This window comes from Geovibrio sp. ADMFC3, from assembly GCF_054687035.1.
On sequence record NZ_BAAFZG010000002.1, the window covers coordinates 742,188 to 764,084 of the forward strand.

The 21,897-nt window shown below is 44.7% G+C and carries 20 protein-coding genes; 1 reads left to right on the plus strand and 19 read right to left on the minus strand.

Features of this window, described 5'->3' with window-relative positions; all coding sequences use genetic code 11:
• Nucleotides 1-14: 14 nt before the first annotated feature.
• Genes ACYRYY_RS03840 through ACYRYY_RS03855 form a run of 4 tightly spaced genes read right to left on the minus strand, consistent with a single transcriptional unit; the run spans nt 15 to nt 3,314 of the window.
• Nucleotides 15-431 (minus strand): DUF494 family protein, encoded by a 417-nt coding sequence (locus ACYRYY_RS03840; RefSeq protein ID WP_460214189.1) that lies wholly within the window; start codon nt 429-431, stop codon nt 15-17.
• Entirely contained in the window at nt 406-1,533 is a 1,128-nt protein-coding gene (dprA, locus tag ACYRYY_RS03845; protein ID WP_460214191.1) for a DNA-processing protein DprA, read from the minus strand. The genes ACYRYY_RS03840 and dprA overlap by 26 nt, the downstream gene beginning before the upstream one ends.
• Nucleotides 1,534-1,545: 12 nt before the next feature.
• Nucleotides 1,546-2,676: a M20 metallopeptidase family protein gene (locus tag ACYRYY_RS03850; protein WP_460214193.1), complete on the minus strand. Its 1,131-nt coding sequence runs from the start codon at nt 2,674-2,676 to the stop codon at nt 1,546-1,548.
• A 41-nt stretch (nt 2,677-2,717) separates the two neighbouring features.
• Complete coding sequence (locus ACYRYY_RS03855) at nt 2,718-3,314, minus strand: LolA family protein (protein ID WP_460214195.1); 597 nt, start codon at nt 3,312-3,314, stop codon at nt 2,718-2,720.
• 385 nt (nt 3,315-3,699) lie between these two features.
• Here ACYRYY_RS03855 and ACYRYY_RS03860 point away from each other — a divergent pair, with 385 nt between their 5' ends.
• A complete protein-coding gene (locus ACYRYY_RS03860) occupies nt 3,700-7,134 on the plus strand; it encodes a pyruvate carboxylase (protein WP_460214196.1) in 3,435 nt (1,144 codons plus the stop codon).
• A 554-nt stretch (nt 7,135-7,688) separates the two neighbouring features.
• Here the strand turns inward: ACYRYY_RS03860 and uvrC are convergent.
• From uvrC to ACYRYY_RS03935, 15 genes are all read right to left on the minus strand, one after another.
• Entirely contained in the window at nt 7,689-9,488 is a 1,800-nt protein-coding gene (gene uvrC, locus ACYRYY_RS03865) for an excinuclease ABC subunit UvrC (RefSeq protein ID WP_460214197.1), read from the minus strand.
• A 92-nt stretch (nt 9,489-9,580) separates the two neighbouring features.
• Nucleotides 9,581-11,227, minus strand: coding sequence for a methyl-accepting chemotaxis protein (locus ACYRYY_RS03870; RefSeq protein WP_460214198.1), 1,647 nt, complete (start codon nt 11,225-11,227; stop codon nt 9,581-9,583).
• 140 nt (nt 11,228-11,367) lie between these two features.
• Nucleotides 11,368-12,069, minus strand: a complete 702-nt coding sequence (gene trpA, locus ACYRYY_RS03875; RefSeq protein WP_460214199.1) for a tryptophan synthase subunit alpha — start codon at nt 12,067-12,069, stop codon at nt 11,368-11,370.
• Nucleotides 12,066-13,208, minus strand: a complete 1,143-nt coding sequence (gene trpB, locus ACYRYY_RS03880; RefSeq protein WP_460214200.1) for a tryptophan synthase subunit beta — start codon at nt 13,206-13,208, stop codon at nt 12,066-12,068. Before trpB ends, trpA begins: the two co-directional genes overlap by 4 nt.
• Entirely contained in the window at nt 13,205-13,744 is a 540-nt protein-coding gene (locus tag ACYRYY_RS03885; RefSeq protein ID WP_460214202.1) for a phosphoribosylanthranilate isomerase, read from the minus strand. The genes trpB and ACYRYY_RS03885 overlap by 4 nt, the downstream gene beginning before the upstream one ends.
• A complete protein-coding gene (locus tag ACYRYY_RS03890) occupies nt 13,735-14,484 on the minus strand; it encodes an indole-3-glycerol phosphate synthase TrpC (protein ID WP_460214203.1) in 750 nt (249 codons plus the stop codon). The genes ACYRYY_RS03885 and ACYRYY_RS03890 overlap by 10 nt, the downstream gene beginning before the upstream one ends.
• 5 nt (nt 14,485-14,489) lie before the next feature.
• On the minus strand, nt 14,490-15,473 hold the full coding sequence (gene trpD / locus ACYRYY_RS03895) for an anthranilate phosphoribosyltransferase (protein ID WP_460214204.1): 984 nt from the start codon (nt 15,471-15,473) through the stop codon (nt 14,490-14,492).
• Nucleotides 15,470-16,024, minus strand: coding sequence for an anthranilate synthase component II (locus tag ACYRYY_RS03900; protein WP_460214205.1), 555 nt, complete (start codon nt 16,022-16,024; stop codon nt 15,470-15,472). The genes trpD and ACYRYY_RS03900 overlap by 4 nt, the downstream gene beginning before the upstream one ends.
• Nucleotides 16,008-17,492: an anthranilate synthase component I family protein gene (locus ACYRYY_RS03905; RefSeq protein WP_460214206.1), complete on the minus strand. Its 1,485-nt coding sequence runs from the start codon at nt 17,490-17,492 to the stop codon at nt 16,008-16,010. Before ACYRYY_RS03905 ends, ACYRYY_RS03900 begins: the two co-directional genes overlap by 17 nt.
• A 270-nt stretch (nt 17,493-17,762) precedes the next feature.
• Nucleotides 17,763-18,884, minus strand: a complete 1,122-nt coding sequence (locus tag ACYRYY_RS03910) for an MFS transporter (RefSeq protein ID WP_460216453.1) — start codon at nt 18,882-18,884, stop codon at nt 17,763-17,765.
• Nucleotides 18,885-18,909: 25 nt separating this feature from the next.
• Nucleotides 18,910-19,650, minus strand: coding sequence for a lipoprotein intramolecular transacylase Lit (locus ACYRYY_RS03915; RefSeq protein ID WP_460214207.1), 741 nt, complete (start codon nt 19,648-19,650; stop codon nt 18,910-18,912).
• Nucleotides 19,651-19,655: 5 nt separating this feature from the next.
• Nucleotides 19,656-20,804, minus strand: a complete 1,149-nt coding sequence (locus tag ACYRYY_RS03920; RefSeq protein WP_460214208.1) for an HD-GYP domain-containing protein — start codon at nt 20,802-20,804, stop codon at nt 19,656-19,658.
• The gene (locus ACYRYY_RS03925; protein WP_460214209.1) at nt 20,801-20,962 is read right to left on the minus strand and encodes a hypothetical protein; all 162 of its coding nucleotides are present in this window, start codon (nt 20,960-20,962) and stop codon (nt 20,801-20,803) included. Before ACYRYY_RS03925 ends, ACYRYY_RS03920 begins: the two co-directional genes overlap by 4 nt.
• 2 nt (nt 20,963-20,964) lie before the next feature.
• The gene (locus tag ACYRYY_RS03930) at nt 20,965-21,468 is read right to left on the minus strand and encodes a flavin reductase family protein (protein ID WP_460214211.1); all 504 of its coding nucleotides are present in this window, start codon (nt 21,466-21,468) and stop codon (nt 20,965-20,967) included.
• A gap of 1 nt (nt 21,469) precedes the next feature.
• Nucleotides 21,470-21,730, minus strand: coding sequence for a c-type cytochrome (locus ACYRYY_RS03935; RefSeq protein ID WP_460214212.1), 261 nt, complete (start codon nt 21,728-21,730; stop codon nt 21,470-21,472).
• Nucleotides 21,731-21,897: the final 167 nt, after the last annotated feature.

The window sequence follows — 21,897 nt, forward strand, 5'->3', positions numbered from 1 at the left end:
ACACCCGCACCTGTTTAGTGATCATATTCCTCATAATCCCCAGCACCTTCAGCAAAAAGGGATTTTTTCTCCATCAGGTTAAAGAGAACATGGTTCTTCACCTGTTCAACCCCTATACGGTAGTTATCCGTGTCTATTAGGGATTCAATAACCGTTTCGAGTGAAACCATATCCATTACTCCTGTGATGTGGAGCTTCTGGAGATAGTTCATCGCTTCATCAGTGAAAATATTTTTTTCTCTTCTGGAGAAGTATCTGTAACCCGCAAAAGGGGCGAAACTGTTCATATCAAGAACGGCAAGCACCTGTCTTATCTCGTTGTCCTCAAAGCCGGTGGACTGAAGATAGTCGGCAAGATCCTTTTCGCTGACTTTGTCAGAGGAGTCGATGTAATCGATTACCAGATTAAGTGCAATCACAAACTTTTCCACCTGCGCCTCCGTTTATTCTATATTTGCCGTCAATGTCGCAAACTATAACCCCTTCAAGCTCCAATTCGCTGAGGATTACCATCATATCGCCGACTTTCATTGCCGCTGTGATGCAAAGTTCATCTCTGTTCAAGGGACCTTTTGCAAGGAGGTTATAGATTTTGTGCTTTTCAGGACTGTCAAAGACTATATTACACTCTTCTTGTTTGTCAATGAATTTTCCCCTCGGCAGAAGGGGGCTGAACTCCTCAACAACGTCGTAATAGCTTTCTATAAGCCTCGCTCCGTTTCTGATGAGGTCGTTTGTGGCACGGTTGCGGCAGTCGGGGGAAGCGGGCACCGCAAAAACCTCTCTGCCCTGCTCGTTGGCGTATCTGGCTGTTATGAGAGAGCCGCTCTTTGTGGATGCCTCTATCACTACAACACCATGGGAAATACCGCTTATTATTCTGTTACGTATGGGAAAATTTCGTGCATGAGGGGGTTCGTCCAAAGGAAATTCACTCAAAAAACAGCCGGATTCACAGACTCCGGCAGCGTAACGTGCATTTGCTTCGGGGTAAAGGCTCATCAGCCCGTTGCCCAGAACAGCCGTGGTATAACCTTTTTTCAGCGCTCCCCTGTGGGCATGTATATCCACACCTGCTGCAAAACCGCTTACTACATTAAAGCCGACCTCAGCCAGATCTTCTGCGAGTTTTTCAGTATAAGCCATAGAAGACCTTGAAGCGTTTCTTGACCCCACTACAGCGATACAGGGCATACGCAGAGGCTCAAGCCGTCCTTTACTGAAAAGAACGGCAGGAGGGGCATATATTTCACGCAGCATAGGAGGATAACCGCCCTCCTCCAGCGTGGTTATGTCTATATTATGTTTTCCGGCAAGGCGTATCTGGTTTTCAACAAACTTTCTGTCAACATTCCGGCTTATAACCGCCTGCGCCTGACGCTGATTGAATCCGGCTTCAGCAAGTTCCGTCAGCCCGAGGTCGAACACACCGTCCAGTGTGCCGAGCCTTCCCAGAGCTTTTGAAACTGTCTCATCGCTTATTCCTTTAATGGATTTCAGCGCAAGATAAGTGTAAGCCAGACGAAAATTCAATATACTGTTCCTTTAACCAAAATACCTGTCAATGCTGTAAGCAAGCTTAATCCACATATCAGCAGAAGCTACCACGGTGGGAGTAGGCACGTAAAAATCCCCGCTGTGAAGCGGCGGATGGTTTCCATGCTCATTTGCTCCTGTCCATACAAAAACGCCTTTAACAAGCCTCACATATTCGGAGAAATCCTCCCCGCCCAGAGATGCTTTATCAAAAGGAACACGGGGCAGACTGTTTTCATCAGCAATATCGCATATAAATGCAGCAAGAGCAGGATCATTTATAACAGGGTGAGTGCCGTCCTTGATATCTATTTCAATCTTTACCCCGTAAAGCTCTTCAATGCCTGATGCAAGAGACTCCATTCCTTTCTCAATTGTATCCTTCACTTCTGAGTGAAAATAGCGAAAAGTGCCTTTCAGCTCAATTTTATCTGGAATAATATTGTCCGCACTTCCGCCGTGTATGCTGCCGAAGGATATAAGCCCCGGAAGAATGGGATCTTTAAGACGGGAGACGATCATCTGTGCTTTTGTTATGTAGTCTGCGGCGGCTGTGATAACATCATTGCCAAGGTGGGGCATTGCTGCGTGAGTCGCCTTCCCTGTAAATGTCAGGGCAATATGATGAGAACCAGCCATACATGGACCGGATTTGACACCTAACTTGCCCATGGGTATTTCGTTTTCGGCGTGGGCGGCGAATATACAATCCACACCGTCAAGACAGCCCTTTTCTATCATAAACTTAGCACCGCTAACTATCTCTTCTGCGGGCTGAAATATGTAGCGGATATTAACCTTGGGTTTGACTTCGCTTCTCTGCACAGCCTCAAGAAGGAGGAGAAGCGCTGTCATATTATGATGGTGTCCGCAGAGGTGTTTATATTCTGTTTTATCAGGGTTTGCCGGCAGAGCGTCTATATCCGACCTGAAAGCCACTGTTTTTTCCGCACCGAAGTCCAGTGTGCCGTAACAGCCTGTTTCAAAGATGTGGGAAGGGTTTATGCCTGTCTTTTTAAGGAAGGCAACAATATATTCCGTGGTTCTATATTCCTTAAATGACGGTTCGGCAAGAAGAGCCAGATCATTCATAAGCCTTTCGGCAAGCCCTGCATCGGGCTGAATTCGCTTTACATCCATGACTGTACCTTTCTGACTTTATTAATGCGCACTTTTGTGAGTTAGTTATATTCAAAAATTTCTGTTCCGGCAGGGACAGTGGGTTCAAAGATCTTTTTATCTATATCTATATTGAGATGAATATTGGTGAAAGTCACCTCTGTTCTGTTGCCTGTGGGATCTTCGCTCATAACTTTGGTAATACGGCTTCCGTCTGTGTCCACTTTAATATAGCGTACGCCTATGTCACTGAGAGGTACAAGATTGAGGGTGTTTTCACCGCTTAATGTCACATGAAAATTCTGGCGTATGTTTCCGATATCAAGCATCAGCCTCGTAATGGCATTCTGGTTTCCTTCTGCATTCTTCTGGCGGACAAGCTGTCGTATCTCGCTGTCGTAATAGTCAACTCTGTCTGAAGTAAAAAGGTAATACTGCCTGTAAGGGTAACTGTAGTCCCAAAGGGCACGGTATTTGTTCACCACATATATTCTGCCCACATACTCGTCTTTTCCGAAGTTTTCTATCTCCGTAACCTGCCTGAAATCAGCTCTGTAGCTTTGCAGTCCGCTGAAAGATGCAAGGATTTCGTCTATTGTGGCGCCAAAAGCGCTCATGCTTATGCAAAGAGCAGTAAAAAGCATTATTACTTTTTTCATAAAAAACCTCCGCCTGAATCAGCCGTATCATATTCTGACATTTATAAGTGTCAAAGGTTTTATTGATTGTACAGTAAAAAATAAATCACTTTTAAGACACAAATATATAAATCCGATTACTATTACTTTTTATTAACCGATATTTACACATTATATATAATATACCATCGTTTAATTATAGATACAGCCTATTAATATTCAGCACACACCTTAGAAAATAAGAAATGATAACGCATATTCTATTTTTTATTATCTATACTAATTTGCGCACCCTTTAAATATCAATAAAAAAACTAAACCATCCGTATAGCCTTATATTTTAGGGCTTGACTTCAATAATACATTATTTTATTATCGAATACTTTCAGCCATCAGAGGATAAGTTATGAGAATAAAGAAACTTATGTCCGCAAACAGAGGCGAGATAGCCATCAGAACATTCCGTGCCTGTACAGAGCTTGGAATCCGCACTGTGGCGGTTTATTCCACCGAAGACCGTTACTCACTCCACAGATATAAAGCAGACGAAGCCTACCATATAGGACGAGGGCTTGATCCTGTTGCTGCTTACCTTAATATTGACGAAATAGTTGAACTTGCAGTGCGGGAGAATATAGACGCAATTCACCCCGGTTACGGCTTCCTCGCCGAAAATGCAGACTTTGCAACAGCCTGTGAGGAAAAAGGAATCATATTTGTTGGTCCCTCACCGGAAACAATCAGAATTTTCGGCGATAAAAAAAGTGCAAAAGATCTTGCCGTATCCTGCGGTGTACCGGTTATTAAGGGTTCTGAAGGAATTGTGAAAGACCTTGCCTCAGCCAAAAAATCCGCAGCGGAGATAGGCTACCCTGTACTTCTCAAGGCTATAGCAGGCGGCGGAGGAAGAGGCATCCGTGTCGCAAGGGATGAAAAAGAGCTCGCAGAAAACTTCGACTCCGCCAAAAGCGAAGCTCTGAAGGCTTTCGGCAACGGCGACATAATAATAGAGAAATACATCGAAAAACCAAAACATATAGAGGTTCAGCTCCTCGGGGACAAAGGCGGAAATGTGATCCATCTCTTTGAGAGGGACTGTTCTGTTCAGCGAAGACACCAGAAGCTCATAGAGATTGCCCCTTCAATTAATGTTCCGCAGACTACACTGGATAAAATGTACGAAGCTTCAATCGCCATAGGCAAGGCTTCCAAGCTGAAAAACGCAGCTACTGTGGAATTTTTGGTAGACAAAAACAATGACTTCTACTTTCTTGAAGTTAACCCCCGTATTCAGGTTGAGCATACGGTCACAGAGCTTATAACAGGCATAGATATAGTTCAGAGCCAGATCTTCATCAGCGCCGGCGAACTTATGTCCAGCGAAAATATTGACATAAAATCGCAGGAAACCGTCACAAAGTCAGGTTATGCAATCCAGTGCCGTGTCACAACGGAAGATCCGGTCAATAATTTCATGCCTGATACAGGAGAGATTGAAGCGTATAGAATAGCCACGGGATTCGGAGTGCGGCTTGATGCCGGAAACGGCTTTACCAACGCAAAGATCACTCCTCATTACGACTCTTTGCTTGTTAAGGTCTCCACGCACTCTCTTCAGTTTCACCGTGCCGCAAGCAAAATGCTCCGTTCATTAAGCGAATTCAGAATCAGAGGGGTTAAAACGAATATCCCCTTTCTGGAAAAAGTCATAAACCACAAAGATTTCCTAGAAGGCAACATATGTACGACCTTTGTGGATAATACGCCGGAGCTTTTTCAGTTTCCCACACCCAAGGACAGAGCAAGCAAAGCGCTGATGTTTCTTGCGAACAATGTGGTAAACAACCCATCCGGCGTTAAACTAACTCCGGAGCGTATTCTTCCTAAAACAGATGCCCCGGTAACACTCTTCGGAGAAAAAATACCATCCGGCACAAAAGACATTCTCATGCGTGGCGGTGTTCAGGGTGTGATTGACCACATCCGCAAATCAAAGGAAATCCTCTTCACCGATACAACGCTGCGTGATGCTCACCAGTCGCTTCTTGCCACAAGAGTGCGCACGCAGGATATGCTGAAAATTTCAGACGTTTACGCCAAACACTTGAGCCAGCTTTTCTCCCTTGAAATGTGGGGCGGAGCAACATTTGACGTTGCTTACAGATTCCTCAAAGAATCCCCGTGGGACAGGCTGCGTCTTCTCCGTGAGAGGATACCTAACATTCTTTTTCAGATGCTTCTGCGTGCCTCAAACGCAGTGGGCTATACTAACTATCCGGACAATGTGGTAAAGGAATTCATAAAACAGGCTTCGGAATCGGGTATAGATGTTTTCAGAATCTTTGACTGTTTCAACTGGACCGACCAGATGATCCCCGCAATTGAAGAAGTTAAGAAAAACGGGCGCATAGCCGAAGCTGCGATCTGTTATACCGGTGATATTGAGAACCCTGCCCGCACAAAATATTCTCTGAAATATTACACAGGTCTCGCAAAGGAACTCGCTGAAGCGGGAACAGACATCATCGGCATCAAAGATATGGCCGGGCTTCTTAAGCCTTATGCGGCAAAAATCCTTGTTAAAGCTATCAAAGAAGAAACCGGACTTCCGGTACACTTTCACACCCATGACACCAGCGGTAACGGCGAAGCGTCTGTTCTTATGGCTATAGAAGGCGGGGCGGATATAATTGACGCCGCCATAAGCTCCATGAGCGGACTCACCAGCCAGCCGAACCTTAATTCCATACTTGCGGCAACTGCTTTTGCAAAAAAAGCCTCATCCGTTGACACCGAATGGAGTCAGAAAGTATCCGACTATTTTGAGCGTGTACGCCGTTACTATTTCCCTTTTGAAAGCGGGCTTAAATCAGCCACTGCCGAGGTTTATAAGCATGAAATCCCCGGCGGTCAGTATTCCAACCTGATAGTTCAGGTGGAGGCTATGGGTCTCATAGACAGATGGGAAGAGGTGCGGAATATGTACGCTCAGGTAAATGCGGAACTTGGCGACATAATAAAAGTTACGCCTTCATCTAAAGTTGTGGGTGATTTTGCACTATTTCTCGTTAGAAACAATCTTTCAGTTGACGATATATACGATAAGAGTGATACACTCTCCTATCCGGATTCAGTTGTGTCATTTTTCAAAGGAATGCTGGGACAGCCATACGGCGGATTCCCTTACAGGCTTCAAAAAGCAGTCCTCAAAGATGAGAAACCAATAACAGAACGCCCCGGCGATGCACTGCCGCCCTTTGATTTTGAAGCGGCGCATGCAGAGTTGAAAAAAATATTCGGGCGTGACTTTAACAATGAAGAAATTCTAGCATACGCTCTTTATCCGGCAGTGTTTAAGGATTTTGTAAAGTTTACAGCAGAATACGGTGATCCTTCAGTGTTTGACACGAAATCTTTCTTCTACCCCCTTCATAAAGAAGAGGAGATTGAGGTTAAGATTGAACAGGGTAAGACACTGATAATCAAGTACCTAGGTGAGAGTATGCCCGATGAGAAGGGATACCGCAAGGTTTACTTTGAGTTAAACGGAACCCCACGTACAGTTAAAATAAAAGATAACACATTGACAGACATCATAAAGTCAAATATTAAAGGTGAGCTGGGAAATCCGCAGGAGATATGCGCAACAATGCCCGGAACAATCACCAAAGTTAATGTGAAAAAAGGCGATAAGGTGCAGAAAGGCGATCTGCTTGTAATCACCGAAGCCATGAAGATAGAAACTAAGATCACATCCGCCGCAGGCGGTGAAGTTGCAGAAGTCCTCCTGAATCAAGGGGATAAAATTGAGGCGGGCGACCTCATAATAAAACTGGGCTGACAGATAACTTTTTCGGGAAGTCCCCCTTCACTGACGAAAAGTCTGCCGGTCCACGGCGAAGTCTGAATTGGGCGATTCAGGCTAAGTTCCTTCCAGCTTGAGGGTTAAGGCGGCTCTGAAAGGGGTCGCCTCCCCTCTTATATGATAATTCAAAATTTTCCATCCCTGGAAATTTTGAATACACGCTCACGGGTGGATAAACCACCCTTCGCTACGCACGGCGCAACTCCATCCCTGGAGTTGTATAATCCCAAACTTCAAATAGCTGCTATTCCCTGGAAATTTTGAATACACGCTCACACCGCATAAATGCGGTTTCGCTACGCACGGCGCAACTCCATCCTTGGAGTTGTATAACTCCGAACTTCAAAGACCTGCTATTCCTTGGAAATTTTGAATACACGCTCGCACCGCATAAATGCGGTTTCGCTACGCACGGCGCAACTCCATCCTTGGAGCTGTATGACCCCGAACTTCAAACACCTGCTATTCCTTGGAAATTTTGAATACACGCTCACGGGTGGATAAACCACCCTTCGCTAATCAATCAGAATTTATAAACTCTGCATGTAATCCGCAACACGGCGGCATATTTCGATGGGTATTCCTGTCTCAGCGTTTATGTCTTCTGCTGTTATCCCTTTTCGGGCATGAATATCCGGTATTGCCTCAAGAAGTTTTCGCAGACGCTTTTCGCCAAGCCCCTCAATGGCAAGCATCGGTGATTTTGTGAGATTTTTCAGTGCAAGACTGCGGGAATACGTGATGGCAAACCTGTGTGCCTCATCCCTCATCTTCTGGACAAACATAAGCAGCGGATCGTTTTTCTTAAGATTAACAGGATTTTTGCGCCCGTATAAATGGATGGATTCAATGGAATCCGCTCCGTCATGCTTCATAAACTTTATACTTCGTCCTTTGGATATCGAAATGAAGAGAGAGTCGGAACCAGCCTCTTCCGCAGCCCGCACCGCTGAATTAAGCTGCCCTATGCCACCATCGATGATATAAAGATCTGCTGATTTCTCGGTTCCTTCTGCAATATTTTCCATTTTTCTGCTGAAAAGCTCATAAATTGACGTAAAATCATCATTTTCAGCGGATTTTATCTTATATTTTCTGTATTCGCCCTTGGCGAAGCTTCCGTCTATGCTCGTCACGGCGACACCAACGGTATGATTACCGCCCAGATGCGATATATCCACACACTCTATACGGCGTATATCTCTGTCAGTTTTGAGGAGATTTTTAAGCCTTTCGTTAACGTCCTTTCTCCTGCCAAGCTGGCGGATGTATGTTTCGGTCTGTATGCGGGCATTCTCCAAAGCAGTTTCCTGAAGCTTTTTAAAACCTCTGGTGATGACAGTTTTCTTCTTTCCTGCCATCTTGCTGAGAGCTTCAGCCAGACGTGAATTATCATCCAGCCCGAACGGAACAATCACATCAGGAAACTGGCGTACCTGACCGTAAAACTGCATGATATAGGACTCCAGAACATTTTCTGTATCCTCATCCTCAAAGAAAACCGTCTCACTGCCGATAAGCTTTCCGTTGCGGATAAACTGCATGGTAATTCCGGGCAGATTCTCGAAAGTATGTGGAATAAACACATCCACTGCACGCTGTTCATCAGTGAAAACCACTGTCTGGCGGTAGAAAAGTTTTTCCATTGAACGCAGCCTGTCCCTTATAAATGCTGCTTTTTCATACTCCATACGCTCCGAATAAACCGACATATCACTTTTCAGACGCTCCTTTACTCCGTCAGTATCACCCTTGAAGAATGAGCGTATCTGATCAACCATCTTCATGTATTCTTCTTCTGTGATAGTACCTTCACAGGGTCCCAGACATTTTTTGATCTGAAATTTGAGGCAGTGCTTCTTTTCTGAAAACTTGCGGTCGTTGCAGGAGCGTAGGGGGAAAACCCGCAGAATTTCTGACAAAATACCCCTCAGTTCACTTGCATTCACAAAAGGTCCGAAGTATGAAGCATTTTCATCCGATGTATTTCTGGTCACGGCAAGCTTGGGAAACCTTTCACCTGTTATTTTTATATATGGATAGCTCTTTGAATCCTTAAGGCGGATATTATAACGGGGCTGCTCTGTTTTGATAAAGTTAGCTTCAAGAAGAAGGGCTTCCGCCTCATTATCGGTCACAACAAAGCGCAGTGAGACTGCCGCCTGAACCATGCGGAGAACTTTCAAAGGTTTATCAGTATCAACAAAATATGAGGAAACACGGGAGCGAAGATTTTTCGCCTTGCCCACGTAAAGGATCTCGCCTTTTTTGCCTAAGAAAAGGTAGACACCGGGATTTTCAGGAATTTCATTCAGGGGATATTTGTCCATCGGAACTATTATAATAAATATATTGTTTTTGTGGAGAGGATATTTTAAGCAGGGGCAGATTCTTTATAAAAGAACCCGACCCTGCAAGATATTTATGTTCTGAATCTGCCCACAAGGTTTTCAAGGCTTTCCGCCTGATTGCTAAGTTCGGAAACTGTTGAGGCAATCTCCCCTATTGAATACGAGCTTCTTTCAATGTTGCCGGAAATAACCTGTGTATTCTGGTTAATATTCTGTATAGCTGTGACCTGCTCCTCAACACTGGAGGAGATTATGCCGCTTGCAGTATCTATCTGTTTTACAGACTCGACTATTTTGTCAAAGAAGCTCTGTGTCTCTTCTATACGCTCAACTCCGCCCTCAACCTTATCTTTGGCTTTGAACATTCCTTCGGAAGCAAGATCAGCCTCTTTCTGGAGAGCGGTTATTATACTGTCAATCTCTTTAATAGCGCTCTGAGACCTTTCAGCAAGTTTGCGGACTTCATCAGCCACCACGGCAAAGCCTCTGCCGTGTTCCCCTGCCCTTGCGGCCTCTATTGCGGCATTAAGCGCCAGAAGGTTTGTCTGATCCGCAATATCGTTAATAACATTAAGAATATTACCTATTTTACGTGAAGACTGCGAAAGATTATCAACGGTTGATCCCAGTTCATCCACATTGTTTTTTATATCAAGGATTTCATTAACTGCTGAAAGGAGCTTGCTTCTTCCTGCCGCAATATCCTTATCCGCCGTTTCTGTTCTGCTTTTCATCTCATCCAGAGAACGCAGAACCTCTTCGGAAGAAACACTTATTTCTTCTGTTGCAGACGCCGTGGCGACTATCTGTGATGATTGATCACCAAAGCTCACCGCAAGCTGCTCCGAAGTAGCAGAAAGCTGTGTGCTTCCTGCTGCAACCTGACGGGCAGAGTCCTTAACAGTGTTGATTATTTCGCTAAGTTTTTTTACAAACTGGTTAAAATGTTCCGCCATCTCGCCGACTTCGTCTTTTCCTTTGACAGGAAGAGAAACAGTGAGGTCGCCCTCACCCTCGGAAATCTGCTTGAGGACACTGTTTGCACTTTTGATTCCGTTCAACAGGGTTTTTGAAATCACAAAAGCCACTGTCATTCCAAACAGAATCCCAAAAACAGTAAAGAATATCAGTCCGTATGATGCCTTCTTTTCCACGGCATGTGCCTGAACACCAAGATCCGCAATAAAGTTATTATTAACTTCTGTGAGTGCATCAATTTGGTCTCTCATTGCCTGAAAAGCTTTGGAAGCATCATTCAAGGTTATTACAAGGGCTCTGCCTCTTCCTTCTGCGGTGTCATCTGTGCGTGCCTTGACCACCTCCGCAGACAAGGTTTCCCATTCTGCCCGATACTTTTCATACTCGGCAATAAGAGCCTGCTCCTCCGGAGTATCTGCAGTTTCCTTATATTTATTCATTCTGTCTTTTGACTGTTTAAAGTTATCGTTATAGTCCTTGAGAAGCTGCTGGAAGTTATCACTCTCTGTATTGGAGAAAATCATAGTTCTCTCTGCGATCAGGAGCTGGTGAAGATCCCTGTCCGCTTCAAGAAGCAGCTGAACTGCGGGCAACCGCTTTGAAAGCGCATTTTGCAGCAATTCATCAATACTCGCTGTGCTGTTATGCCCCACAAAACCGCTTACAGCCAGTAGGATAAGAAGAATCCCGAAGCTTATAAGAAGTTTTGTTTTTATCCTGATATTACTGAGCAGTGACATGAATATCTCTCCCTGAGTTAAAATTGATTTAATCTTATAAACAATTATACGGTCGAGTGAATAATTTTCAAGCTAATGTCATATTTGGAAAACAAAGAATTTCTGCCGGAAATGTTCTCCGGCAGAAAGATATTAACACTTTATATAAGAGAATTAACAAAATCAGTATATTTTGAAGTATTTTTTTGATGTTTAACTGCTGCGGTTCCCACAACAAAACCGTCAGCAACGCTCAAAGCCTTGTCTGCATCGGTTTTATCTTTTATTCCGAACCCCATAACAATTTTTTTATCAGTGAACCCCTTTATCTGCTTAATTCTATCTGATATTTCCGGGGAAGAAAGTTCAACACTTCCGCCTGTTGTTCCTCTGATACCTATAAAGTAGATAAAATCACCCTTCAGGCCGGCTGCTTTTTTGATATCCTCTTCCCTTGATTCCGGGGTGACAAAAGGTATGATCGGTATTTCAAGACCTCTGTCATAGAAATATGAGTGAAGCGGGTTCGGCACATCGGGAATAATGAGTCCTGAAAGAACATTACTGAAGTCGTCCGAAAACTTCTTTATTCCGTAGTTATATATAATATTTGCATATGTCATTATGTACAGTTTGGCATTCTTCTTATTCAGCTTTTTTAATCCGGTGAGAACATCTGCCGCCTTAACTCCTGTGCTTAGAGCCTCCTGCACTGCGGATGCGATAACAGGACCGTCCGCCACAGGCTCGCTGAAAGGCACGCCTATTTCCACAAATTCGTATCCTGCGCTTATTACAGCATCAAAGCATTTGATAAAGCTGTCTTTGTCGGGGTAATTGCCGACTATGTATATGCCTCTCATATCTCCCTCTCAGAATCCTTATCTCCCCTGCCGGAAAGATTTATAAGCACTTTTTTACCTTTAAATATATCCTTGTTTTTCAGGACATAGGCTATGGCATGGCTCGATTCAACAGCAGGCACTATGCCCTCTTTGTGTGCAAGCTCACGGAAGGCAAAAACAGCATCTGCATCACGTACATTGTCATACTTCACCCTGCCTGTGCTGTGCAGATATGAGTGTTCAGGGCCTATACCGGGATAGTCCAGCCCTGCTGCAACGGAATGAACATCGGCAACCTGTCCGTCTTCAGTCTGCATAAGATAAGTTATACAACCATGAAGAATGCCTGCTCTTCCTTTGCCTATTGCCATGGCGTGTTCACCTTCATTATCCGAAAACCCGCCCGCTTCAATTCCGTAAAGCGCACAGTCCGTATCCAGAAAGCCCTTGAATATGCCGATTGCATTGCTTCCGCCGCCAACGCAGGCGACTACAGCATCCGGCAGAAAGCCCATCTCCTCAAAGGTCTGCCGTGCCTCTTTTCCTATGACACTCTGGAAGTGTGCCACCATCTCAGGAAAAGGGTGCGGTCCGATGACAGAGCCTATTATGTAGTGAGTATCCTCAACATTCTTCACCCAGTCACGCATTGCGGCGTTTGTAGCGTCCTTAAGGGTCTTTGAGCCGTCATGCACAAGCTCAAGCTTTGCTCCCAGAAGTTTCATTCTGTCCACATTCGGTTTCTGCCTTTCGGCATCCACTGCACCCATGTAAACAGTGCAGTCAAGCCCGAAGAGAGCGGCAACTGTGGCAGTAGCAACGCCGTGCTGACCTGCTCCGGTCTCAGCTATTATCCTATTTTTACCCATGTAACGGGTGAGGAGAGCCTGACCGATGGTATTGTTTATCTTGTGGGAACCGGTATGGTTAAGGTCTTCCCTTTTAAGGTAAATATCCACGCCGTATTCTGCCGAGAGCCTCGATGCGTAATACACAGGTAAAGGTCTGCCTATATACGTTGAGCTGTATTTTAAAAGATCCGCCTTGAATGCCGGATCATCTTTCAGCCTGTTAAACTCTCTCTCAAGCTGTTCCACCGCAGGAACAAGGGTTTCGGGAATGAACGTTCCCCCGAAATCACCGAAAAATCCTTTCATCTGTCCGCTCCTCTTACTGCATCTATAAATTTTTTCATGAGTTCATAGTCTTTTACGCCGTTCTTTTCCACACCGGAGGAAACATCCGCCCCAAAGGGACGCACGCTTTTCACTGTTTCCGCCACATTTTCAGGATTCAGCCCGCCGGAGATAAGCAGCTTATCTCTATATGTATCAAGCCATTCAGGAAAGCCTTTGTATATTCCTGATCCACGGCTTGCATCATACACAAACAAAGCACAGCTTACGTCCTGCTCATCCTTATCTGAAGCATAAGCGAGATTCGGAATAGCGACCGGTTCCGACACCTGAACATAGTCAGCCAGATGCGCCGCATCCTTCACCTCACCGTAAGATACACCCACAACGAACGTTTTTATTCTTTTGTCAGCGTACTTTATAAGCTCCAACACTCTTTCAGCGTCCACATATCTTTTACTTGGTTTGTGCATCACAAAGCCCACGGCGTCATAACCGAGACTGACGGCGTGGTCAATCTGCTCAAAGGTTTTTAATCCGCATACCTTTACGAACATGCTGCCGCCATCATTTCGCTGAAAAGCTCATCCAATCTGTCTGACGACATAAGACCGGAACCGATAAGAAAAGCATCCGCTCCGGCTCCACGCATCATAGCCACGTCCATGGGCTTTTTCATGCCGCTTTCAGCAACTTTCATATAATCACCGTTGAGAATATCCAGCATATGCGCTCCGTAACCCATATTGATTTCAAGAGTTTTAAGGTTACGGTTGTTTACACCCAAAAGCTTCGGTTCGCAGGCAAGCACAGCCTCAATCTCTTCAAGGGAATGTACTTCAAAAAGCACTTCAAGCCCCAGAACCCGTGCTTTTTTGGAGAGATAAAGCATCTCATCCTTATTCAGCACCGAAGCCATGAGCAAAACACAGTCTGCTCCGGCGGTGTATGCGTTGGTTATCTGCTTTTCATCAATGATAAAGTCCTTGCACAGAACAGGGATATGCACTTCCTGCGCAACTGATGCGAGATCGTTTAAACTGCCCTTGAAATATTTTTCATCACAAAGCACACTAACCGCTCCGGCTCCCAGACGCTCATAGGTCTTTGCCTGCGCAACTGGGTCGGCTGCGGTGTTGATATCCCCCAGAGAGGGAGAAGCCTTCTTAACTTCTGCTATGATCGGCTTTGTTTTCAGTGATTCCCTGAAGTTCAGAACAGGCTTATTCCGCCTGCCCGGAAAAGTTTTCAGAGTTTCTATTTCTTTACGTTTATTGGCAATAATTTCATCAAGCATCGGCTTTATCCCCTGAGGCTTTCCAGTTTTTCAACCACTTTTCCGCTTTTTATCACGGATTTCGCCTTTTCAAAACCTTCTTTCATATCAACGCAGATTCCGCTGACATAATATGCTAATGCAGTGTTAATGGCTATCAGTTCAGTGAGCTGTTTATCCATGCCGGAGATCGCTTTCATAAACTGTATCTGTGCGTCTTCACTGTCAGCCACCACAGGCATTTCAAACGGCTCAAAGAAATCTGCGGGGTTAATACTGAACCTTTCTGTTCCGTCCGCAGTTATTTTATAACAGGTGGTCACAGCATTGCTTGAAACCTCATCGTATCCGTCTTCGGAGCTATAGAGAATGACTCCAGTGCGTCCTAGCTTTTCCATCGCCTTGGCAAGTTTCTCCAGCTTTTCAATATTGCTGATTCCGATAAGCTGATAATCCGGGTCACAGGGGTTTGACAGGGGTCCCAGAAAGTTGAAAACAGTGGGAACCTTGATCGCTTTTCTCACCGGTCCGGCAAACTTCATAGCCGGATGAAACTTGGGAGCAAAAAGAAACACATAGCCGTGCTTTTCAAAATATGCTCTGTCCATGCCTTCATCAAACTCTATGGGCACTCCAAGCTGACGGAGAATATCCGCAGAACCGACCTTACCGCTCTGGGCGACATTGCCATGCTTGACAATATTCACACCGGAAGCTGCCAGCACGAGGGAAACAGCAGTGGAAACATTCACAGTTGATTTGCCGTCTCCGCCTGTTCCGCAGGTGTCTATAACTATCCTGTCGCCTTTATCAAGACGTATCTTTTTCTTGTTCATGGCGTTTGCAGCTCCGGCTATTTCATCCGGCGTTTCGCCTCTGAGGCGCATGGCAACAAGAACTGCTGCAATCTCCGCTTCGGTAAGCTCTCCCGCCATTATGGAGTCGAACAGCTCGCTTGCTTCCTCAAAGCTAAGTTCATGACCCAATGCTGTTTTCTGTACCAGTGTCATTTTATCCCCCTTGCGAAGTTTATAAAATTAGTAACCATTTTTGCGCCCTCTTCACTGCGTACAGATTCAGGGTGAAACTGCACACCGAAGAGCATTTTATCCACATCTTCCATAGCCATAGCTTCGCCGTCACTGGCTGCTCTTGCTGTAACAAGGCTGTCTGCCCCCTTGACTGCCAGAGAGTGATAGCGAACAGCCTCAAACTCGTCTATTCCTTCAAATATCACGCTTTTTTCAGCCTTAACTCTGTCTATCTTGCCGTGCATAACAGACTTTGCTTTGCCAACCTCATAACCCAGATGGTAGCCGATAGCCTGCATGCCGAGGCACACACCAAATATGGGTTTTCTGCCTGCGTATTCTTTCAGGTAGTGCAGGCTTGTACCGGAATTGGAAGGATGGGAAGGTCCGGGGGAAATGATTATCCCTTCGTATTTATCTGCATTTACAGTTTCATTATTTTTTATAAGTTCAACCTCCGCCCCGTTCAGATGAAAAAGAGCGTACAGGTTGTATGTGAATGAGTCATAGTTATCAACGAGCAAAAACATTATTGTCCTCCAGATTTTTCAGCCTTTCGCATGCTGCGAACAGGGCATTGAGCTTATTATGCACTTCCTTAAACTCGTTCGCCGGCTTGCTGTCATAAACAATGCCCGCTCCGGCACGGAGTATCATTTTATCAGGTTTAATCATTGCACTTCTTATTGTGATGCAGGTGTCAAGGTTGCCGCTGTAGCCGAAATAGCCCACACATCCTGCATAAAATCCTCTGGCTGTGGTTTCATATTTGCTGATAAGCTCCATCGCCCTCACCTTCGGTGCGCCGCTGACTGTTCCGGCGGGAAAGGTTTTCATGAATGCGTTCAGAGGAGAAAAATCTTTTTTAAGTTCACCGGAAACAGATGAAACTATATGAACAACATGGGAGTAAACCTCCGCCTGAAAAGATTCATCAACCTTAACACTCTCCGGCTCACATCCGGCATAAAGGTCGTTTCTGGCGAGATCCAGAAGCATAAGATGCTCGGATATTTCCTTCGGGTCATTAAGAAGAGCCTTCTTTATCCCTTCAATATCAGCACCTACGGGGTAGGTTCCGGCGATTGGTTTGAGAACAGCTTTATTCCCCACGACTTTCAGATGGATTTCAGGGGATGAACCGCAGAGAACATCCTTGCCGAATTTCAGATAAAACAGATAAGGAGAAGGGTTTACATTGCGGAGCGCTCTGTAGAAGCTCACAGGATTCACCTTTGCCTTTATCTCGAACCTGTTGGAAAGCACAACCTGAATTGCCTCACCCTCGATTATCTCTCCCCTTAACTTCTCCACAAGCTCCATATACTGCTCCTGCTCAAACTCAAGGGAGGGGTCAGCCATTTCAGAGTCATGTGAATCGAAGTTAAGTCCATGCAGTTCCCCTGCCATAGCCTCCGTGCGCTTTACAGCCTTTTCGTAAGCCTCTTCGGCATTGCCCTTCAGCAGGACGGAGCATGCGGCGTAGATTCTCGCCATGCGGTTGTCAAAAACATAAAACTCATCCACCTCAAAAAAGCCTATAAGGTTCTGATCCGTAGGTTCGGGCAGAAGCTCTCGGAGTGTCCCCATATAATTTGCAGACTCATACCCGAAATAACCGACAAAGCCTCCGGCAAAATCTCCGAAGCATCCGTCGTTGTAGCCTTTACTCTTGAAAAATTCCTGCCCCAGATAGTCCATGGGGTTCATCATGAATGTGTTCTTCTTTCCGCCCTTTTCTTCTGTGAGCGTGCCGTTTTTAAATGTAATTACCCTTTTCGGTTTGCGTCCGAAAAATGAGAACCTTGAAAAGCTCTTATCAAGATTCGCACTTTCCAGAAGAAACACGTTTTTCTCATTTGAGAAGTTACGCAGGAGAGCAATGGGGGTAAGAGTGTCCCCTGCTATTTCTCTGTAAACAGTTGCTCTTTCATATTTGACATCGTCAATTCTGCCTTCGGCGATGTCTTTAAACACATTCAATTCCGGATAAATCATTTTATATCTCCTGATTAATTGATTTTTTTCTTTTTCCTAACCGAAGATAAAAAAAGAGAGGGTCGTTGTTTTACAACAACGACCCTCTCTTAAATTCGGTTAAACCAAAAAGAGCCGCTCGGCATGCGCCGCGCGGCTCTGTATTATCACAGTATCTCAAGCGGACAGCCTCCTATTCTGAAAGCGTCCACCACCAAAAACTAGCTGTAAAGTTGAAACCTTTAAATTCCATTTCCATAATCTGCGATTATATGTATCCGTAATAAGAAGTCAAGCATAAATTTTTCTATCCTGCATAAACCATGCAATAATAAGCGCAGTCACCAGGATTGAACCTATAAAAACAAGGAATGAATTCCAGCCTAAACTGCTGTAGATAAACCCCGGAATAAAAGAGCCAAAGGCTCCGCCGAGATAATAAAATGACACATATAAGCCGTTTGTTATGCCTTTTTTATCATCTGCAATCTTATTAACATAGCCGGAAGCAACTGAATGAGCCAGAAACATGCCGCAGCAGAACAAAAACATTCCGAAAAACATCACATACAGGCTCGGATAAGTAAAAAGAAAAAGAGTACAGGCGTAAAAAGCAAGAGCAGAAAATACAGTGTTCATCTCCCCTTTGAAAACCTTGATTATCCTCACGGCATTCAGTGACATGACTATACCCATGATGTAGCCCATATACATCACACCGATGGTAAAAGATGAGGAGCCTGCACTTATCTCCCTCACCCTGAAGGGAATAAAGTTCAGGATAGCGGCAAATGTTGAAAATGTGGCGAATATCAGCAGGTACACTGTTGCAAACTGTCTTTTTTTAAGTACATCAAGTACAGAACGGAAGCAGAATCTTGAGATTTTGATCTCTGCTTCATGCAGGCTGCGAATGAGGAAAACCGCCAGTCCCAGACTGCACGCCAGAATAAGGAATGTCCAGCGCCAGCCGAAATAAGAGGCTATCAGCCCTGAAAAAAATCTTCCTGCAAAACCGCCGAGAATTGTTGATGATATATAAAAAGCCATTTGCCGCTGAACAGTCTCCCGTTTTGTTACAGTGGAGATGTATGTCATAATTGATGTAAGCACCGCAGGTATCGCCATGCCCACAAAAAAGCGTATCACTATGAGAAGCTGGAAATTTTCCGTAAGAAAGAACGCAAGCTGAAGAAGCGCAAGGGCGCCGACTCCGATTGAAAAAAGCTTTTTGGATGAAAAAGATTCCAGCATGTAGCCATAGACAATGGGAGCAATACTCAGCGGAATCATGGTTACAGTGGTAAGAAGAGCCGCCTGCTCCTTACTGACTCCGAATTCGCTCATTAATACCGGCTGGAGAGGCTGCGGAGCATACAGGGCGGAAAATGTCATGACCGTGGCATATACCATGATCAACGTATGGTAAAAACGCACGTCAGTTTATTCCTTTATTTAGGCCGAAAAGTACACCAGCTATGAACATAAGGGCAGTATAAAAAACAAAAGCAAGTATGACAAGCACTAAGGCTATATAACCGAAAATATCAGGCGCATGCATCAAAACTGTCATCAGAGATTCCTCATAATAGAAAAACCACTGGTGTTCCTTGAAAACAACTTCATGGAGGAAATAGAAAACCTCTTTCGCACCCAGAAAATAGACCAAAACTCCAGAGACACAAAGTACACCTAATGTCACAGGAACAGCAAAAACAGCCCGTGCGGGGTTTATTTTCCGGTTTATCATAGTAATAATACAAAAAAGACCTATTATGATAAAGAGATATGAGCTTATCTTAAACCAGAAAACAACATCCGCAACGTCCATAAGATGCTGAACTTCCGGCAGTGTAAGAAGTTTAAAAGACTTATCAGACATCATTGGTTTAAACTCAATATCCTCAAGCCCTTCCCCTGCATTGTTTATGCTTCTGCTGATTTCCCCGAAAAGCCTTATCCGCTCTTCCCTGTCCGTCAGAACAAACATTTTCTTTTCATTATCAGCATTCTTAGGGGCGTATTTACGTACCATTCCGTCTATATCAAGCATCTCATACATTGCAGAGTAACCAAAGTCAACTTTTGACATTGCCGTCCACGCAAAGAAGGCTGAGGTGTAAAAAATACAGATACAGAAAAGTATGTTAAGCAGAATCCCTGCTGTTTTTTTGTTCATATATTTCAGTGTTCTCCATCGGGGGCATCTTTATAAGTTTCCCTTATTTCAAGAAATTTATCCAAATTATCAAAAAATACCTTAACCAGAGCCGGGTCAAAATGCTGCCCGCTCTCCTCTCTGAAGAGTTCCAGAATCCTGTCCAGTTCCCATGCTTTTTTATACACCCTGTCGCTTCCCAGAGCATCGAAAACATCCGCTATGGCGGTTATGCGCCCGAACAGGTGTATATCTTCCCCTGCGAGACCGTAAGGATAACCTTTTCCGTTCCATTTTTCATGGTGGGTCAACGCAACTGTCGCAGCAGCCTTGAGAATTTTCCTCTCGGAATGTTTAAGAATGTTATAGCCCATTAAAGCATGGCTCCGCATAACATCCCATTCCTCATCGGTCAGCTTGCCGGGCTTAAGGAGTATAGAGTCCGGAATCGCAACTTTGCCTATATCGTGCATCGGAGAAGCCATTTTCAGAAGCTCTGCTTCTTTTTCATTCATGCCGCAGCCTATTGCCAGAATATAGGAATACTCCGCAACCCTTTTAACATGATGTCCTGTCTCTTTGGAGCGCATCTCACCGGCTTCCGCCATAGTGAAGATAATCTCCTTCTGGGTCCATTCTATCTCCTGCTGCATAAGCACTGTGGAAAGCTCTTTACCTGTGTATGTGGCGGCAAGCATAAGCCTTCTCACATCCTCTTCTGTAAACTTTCCGTCTTCCGTCATTTTATTTATAGACTGAAAAACCCCTATAACGTTCCCGTCAGGGTCGTGATAGGGGATTGCGATCATGTTTCTTGTGCGGTATCCGGTCTGCATATCAACAGTTTTGTCAAAGCGGGGGTCATTATAGGCATCATTTATTATAATAACCTCATCATTCTCCGCAGCTTTGCCGGCTATTCCGCATCCCAGAGGAATACTTATTCTGTCTACCCCGTGGGCAACCTTTGTCCAGAGTATATCCCAGCGCCTGTCTATCAGCCAGACAGTACACCTGTCAGCAACCACCAGATCCCTGCCCATATCGGCAAGTATAACCAGCATCCGGTCAAGACTGTGTTCGTTGGCAATAAGTCCGATATAATTAAATATGGAAGCTACAAGCTCTTCAGCAGTCGGTTCAGGTTTGGGTGTATAAAGCTGTCCGGGCATCATTTCTTCCTTGATTCTATAATCATATGCACTACTACAATTACTACCATAACAAAACCGGTTGCAAGTAAAATCATTTTTCCATCCGTCAAAGAGGACTGGAAATGCTTCTGGGCTGAGGCTACTTTATTCGGCAGCTGGCTGTAGAAAATGAAGTCCATGGCTACTCCGTGAATACTTTCAATATTTCACCGGTATAAATTCTGTGATAATCTTTTGTCGGGTAAAATTTTTCAGCACCCTGATCAAGAAAATTAGTGCTGTCCATATCCTGAAAATACATCTTTTTACAAAGAAGCGCCAGACGTGACTGTTCAAAACCCACTGAACTGCCAAGAGCCACAGGAGTGAGTCCGGTTTCCAAAGCCTTGTCATAATCACGCCCGGATTTTGAGCCGCAGAAATTCAGCGCAGAGCGGTATTCCTCACTGAAAAAAGAGATCGTAAATTCGTCATATTTTTCAACAAATTCATAAGTGTATCTTGTCGGGCGCACATATATGGTAACGGCGGGCTTGTTCCAGAGAATACCCACGCTTCCCCAGCTTGCGGTCATTGTATTGAATTTTTCTTCTGTTCCCGCCGTAATCAGCATCCAGTCTTTACCGATCAGCCTGAAAGGATTAAACTCCAGCTCTTCAGGCTTAATCTCCTTAAATTTCTTCATTCTATTTTTTCTCCCTTGAAGCAAGGAATTCCGCCACGGCAGAGGTTTCGGAAGAATTAATTTTAAGTCCGAACCCCTTCATCCTTTCCACGGTGGAAACCCACTTTTTTTGATCATAATCCTTTTTTAAAGCAAGCTCAAGACTGTGGCATCCGGCACATTTTGATATGAAAACCTTTTCACCGTCAGCGGCTTTTGCATTTACAGTTATCAATATACAGACAGAAACTACTACGATAAGAAAAATAATAAAAGATTTCATGATAATGCCTCCTTAACTGATAGCAGTAATCTGCACGTCCTTGTCAGATTACTGCACACGCTCACGCCGTGGTAAACACGGCTACGCTGCGCACGGCGTCGGCACTTCCTGTGCCTCCTTAACTGATAGCAGTAATCCGCACATCCTCATCAGATTTACTGCACACG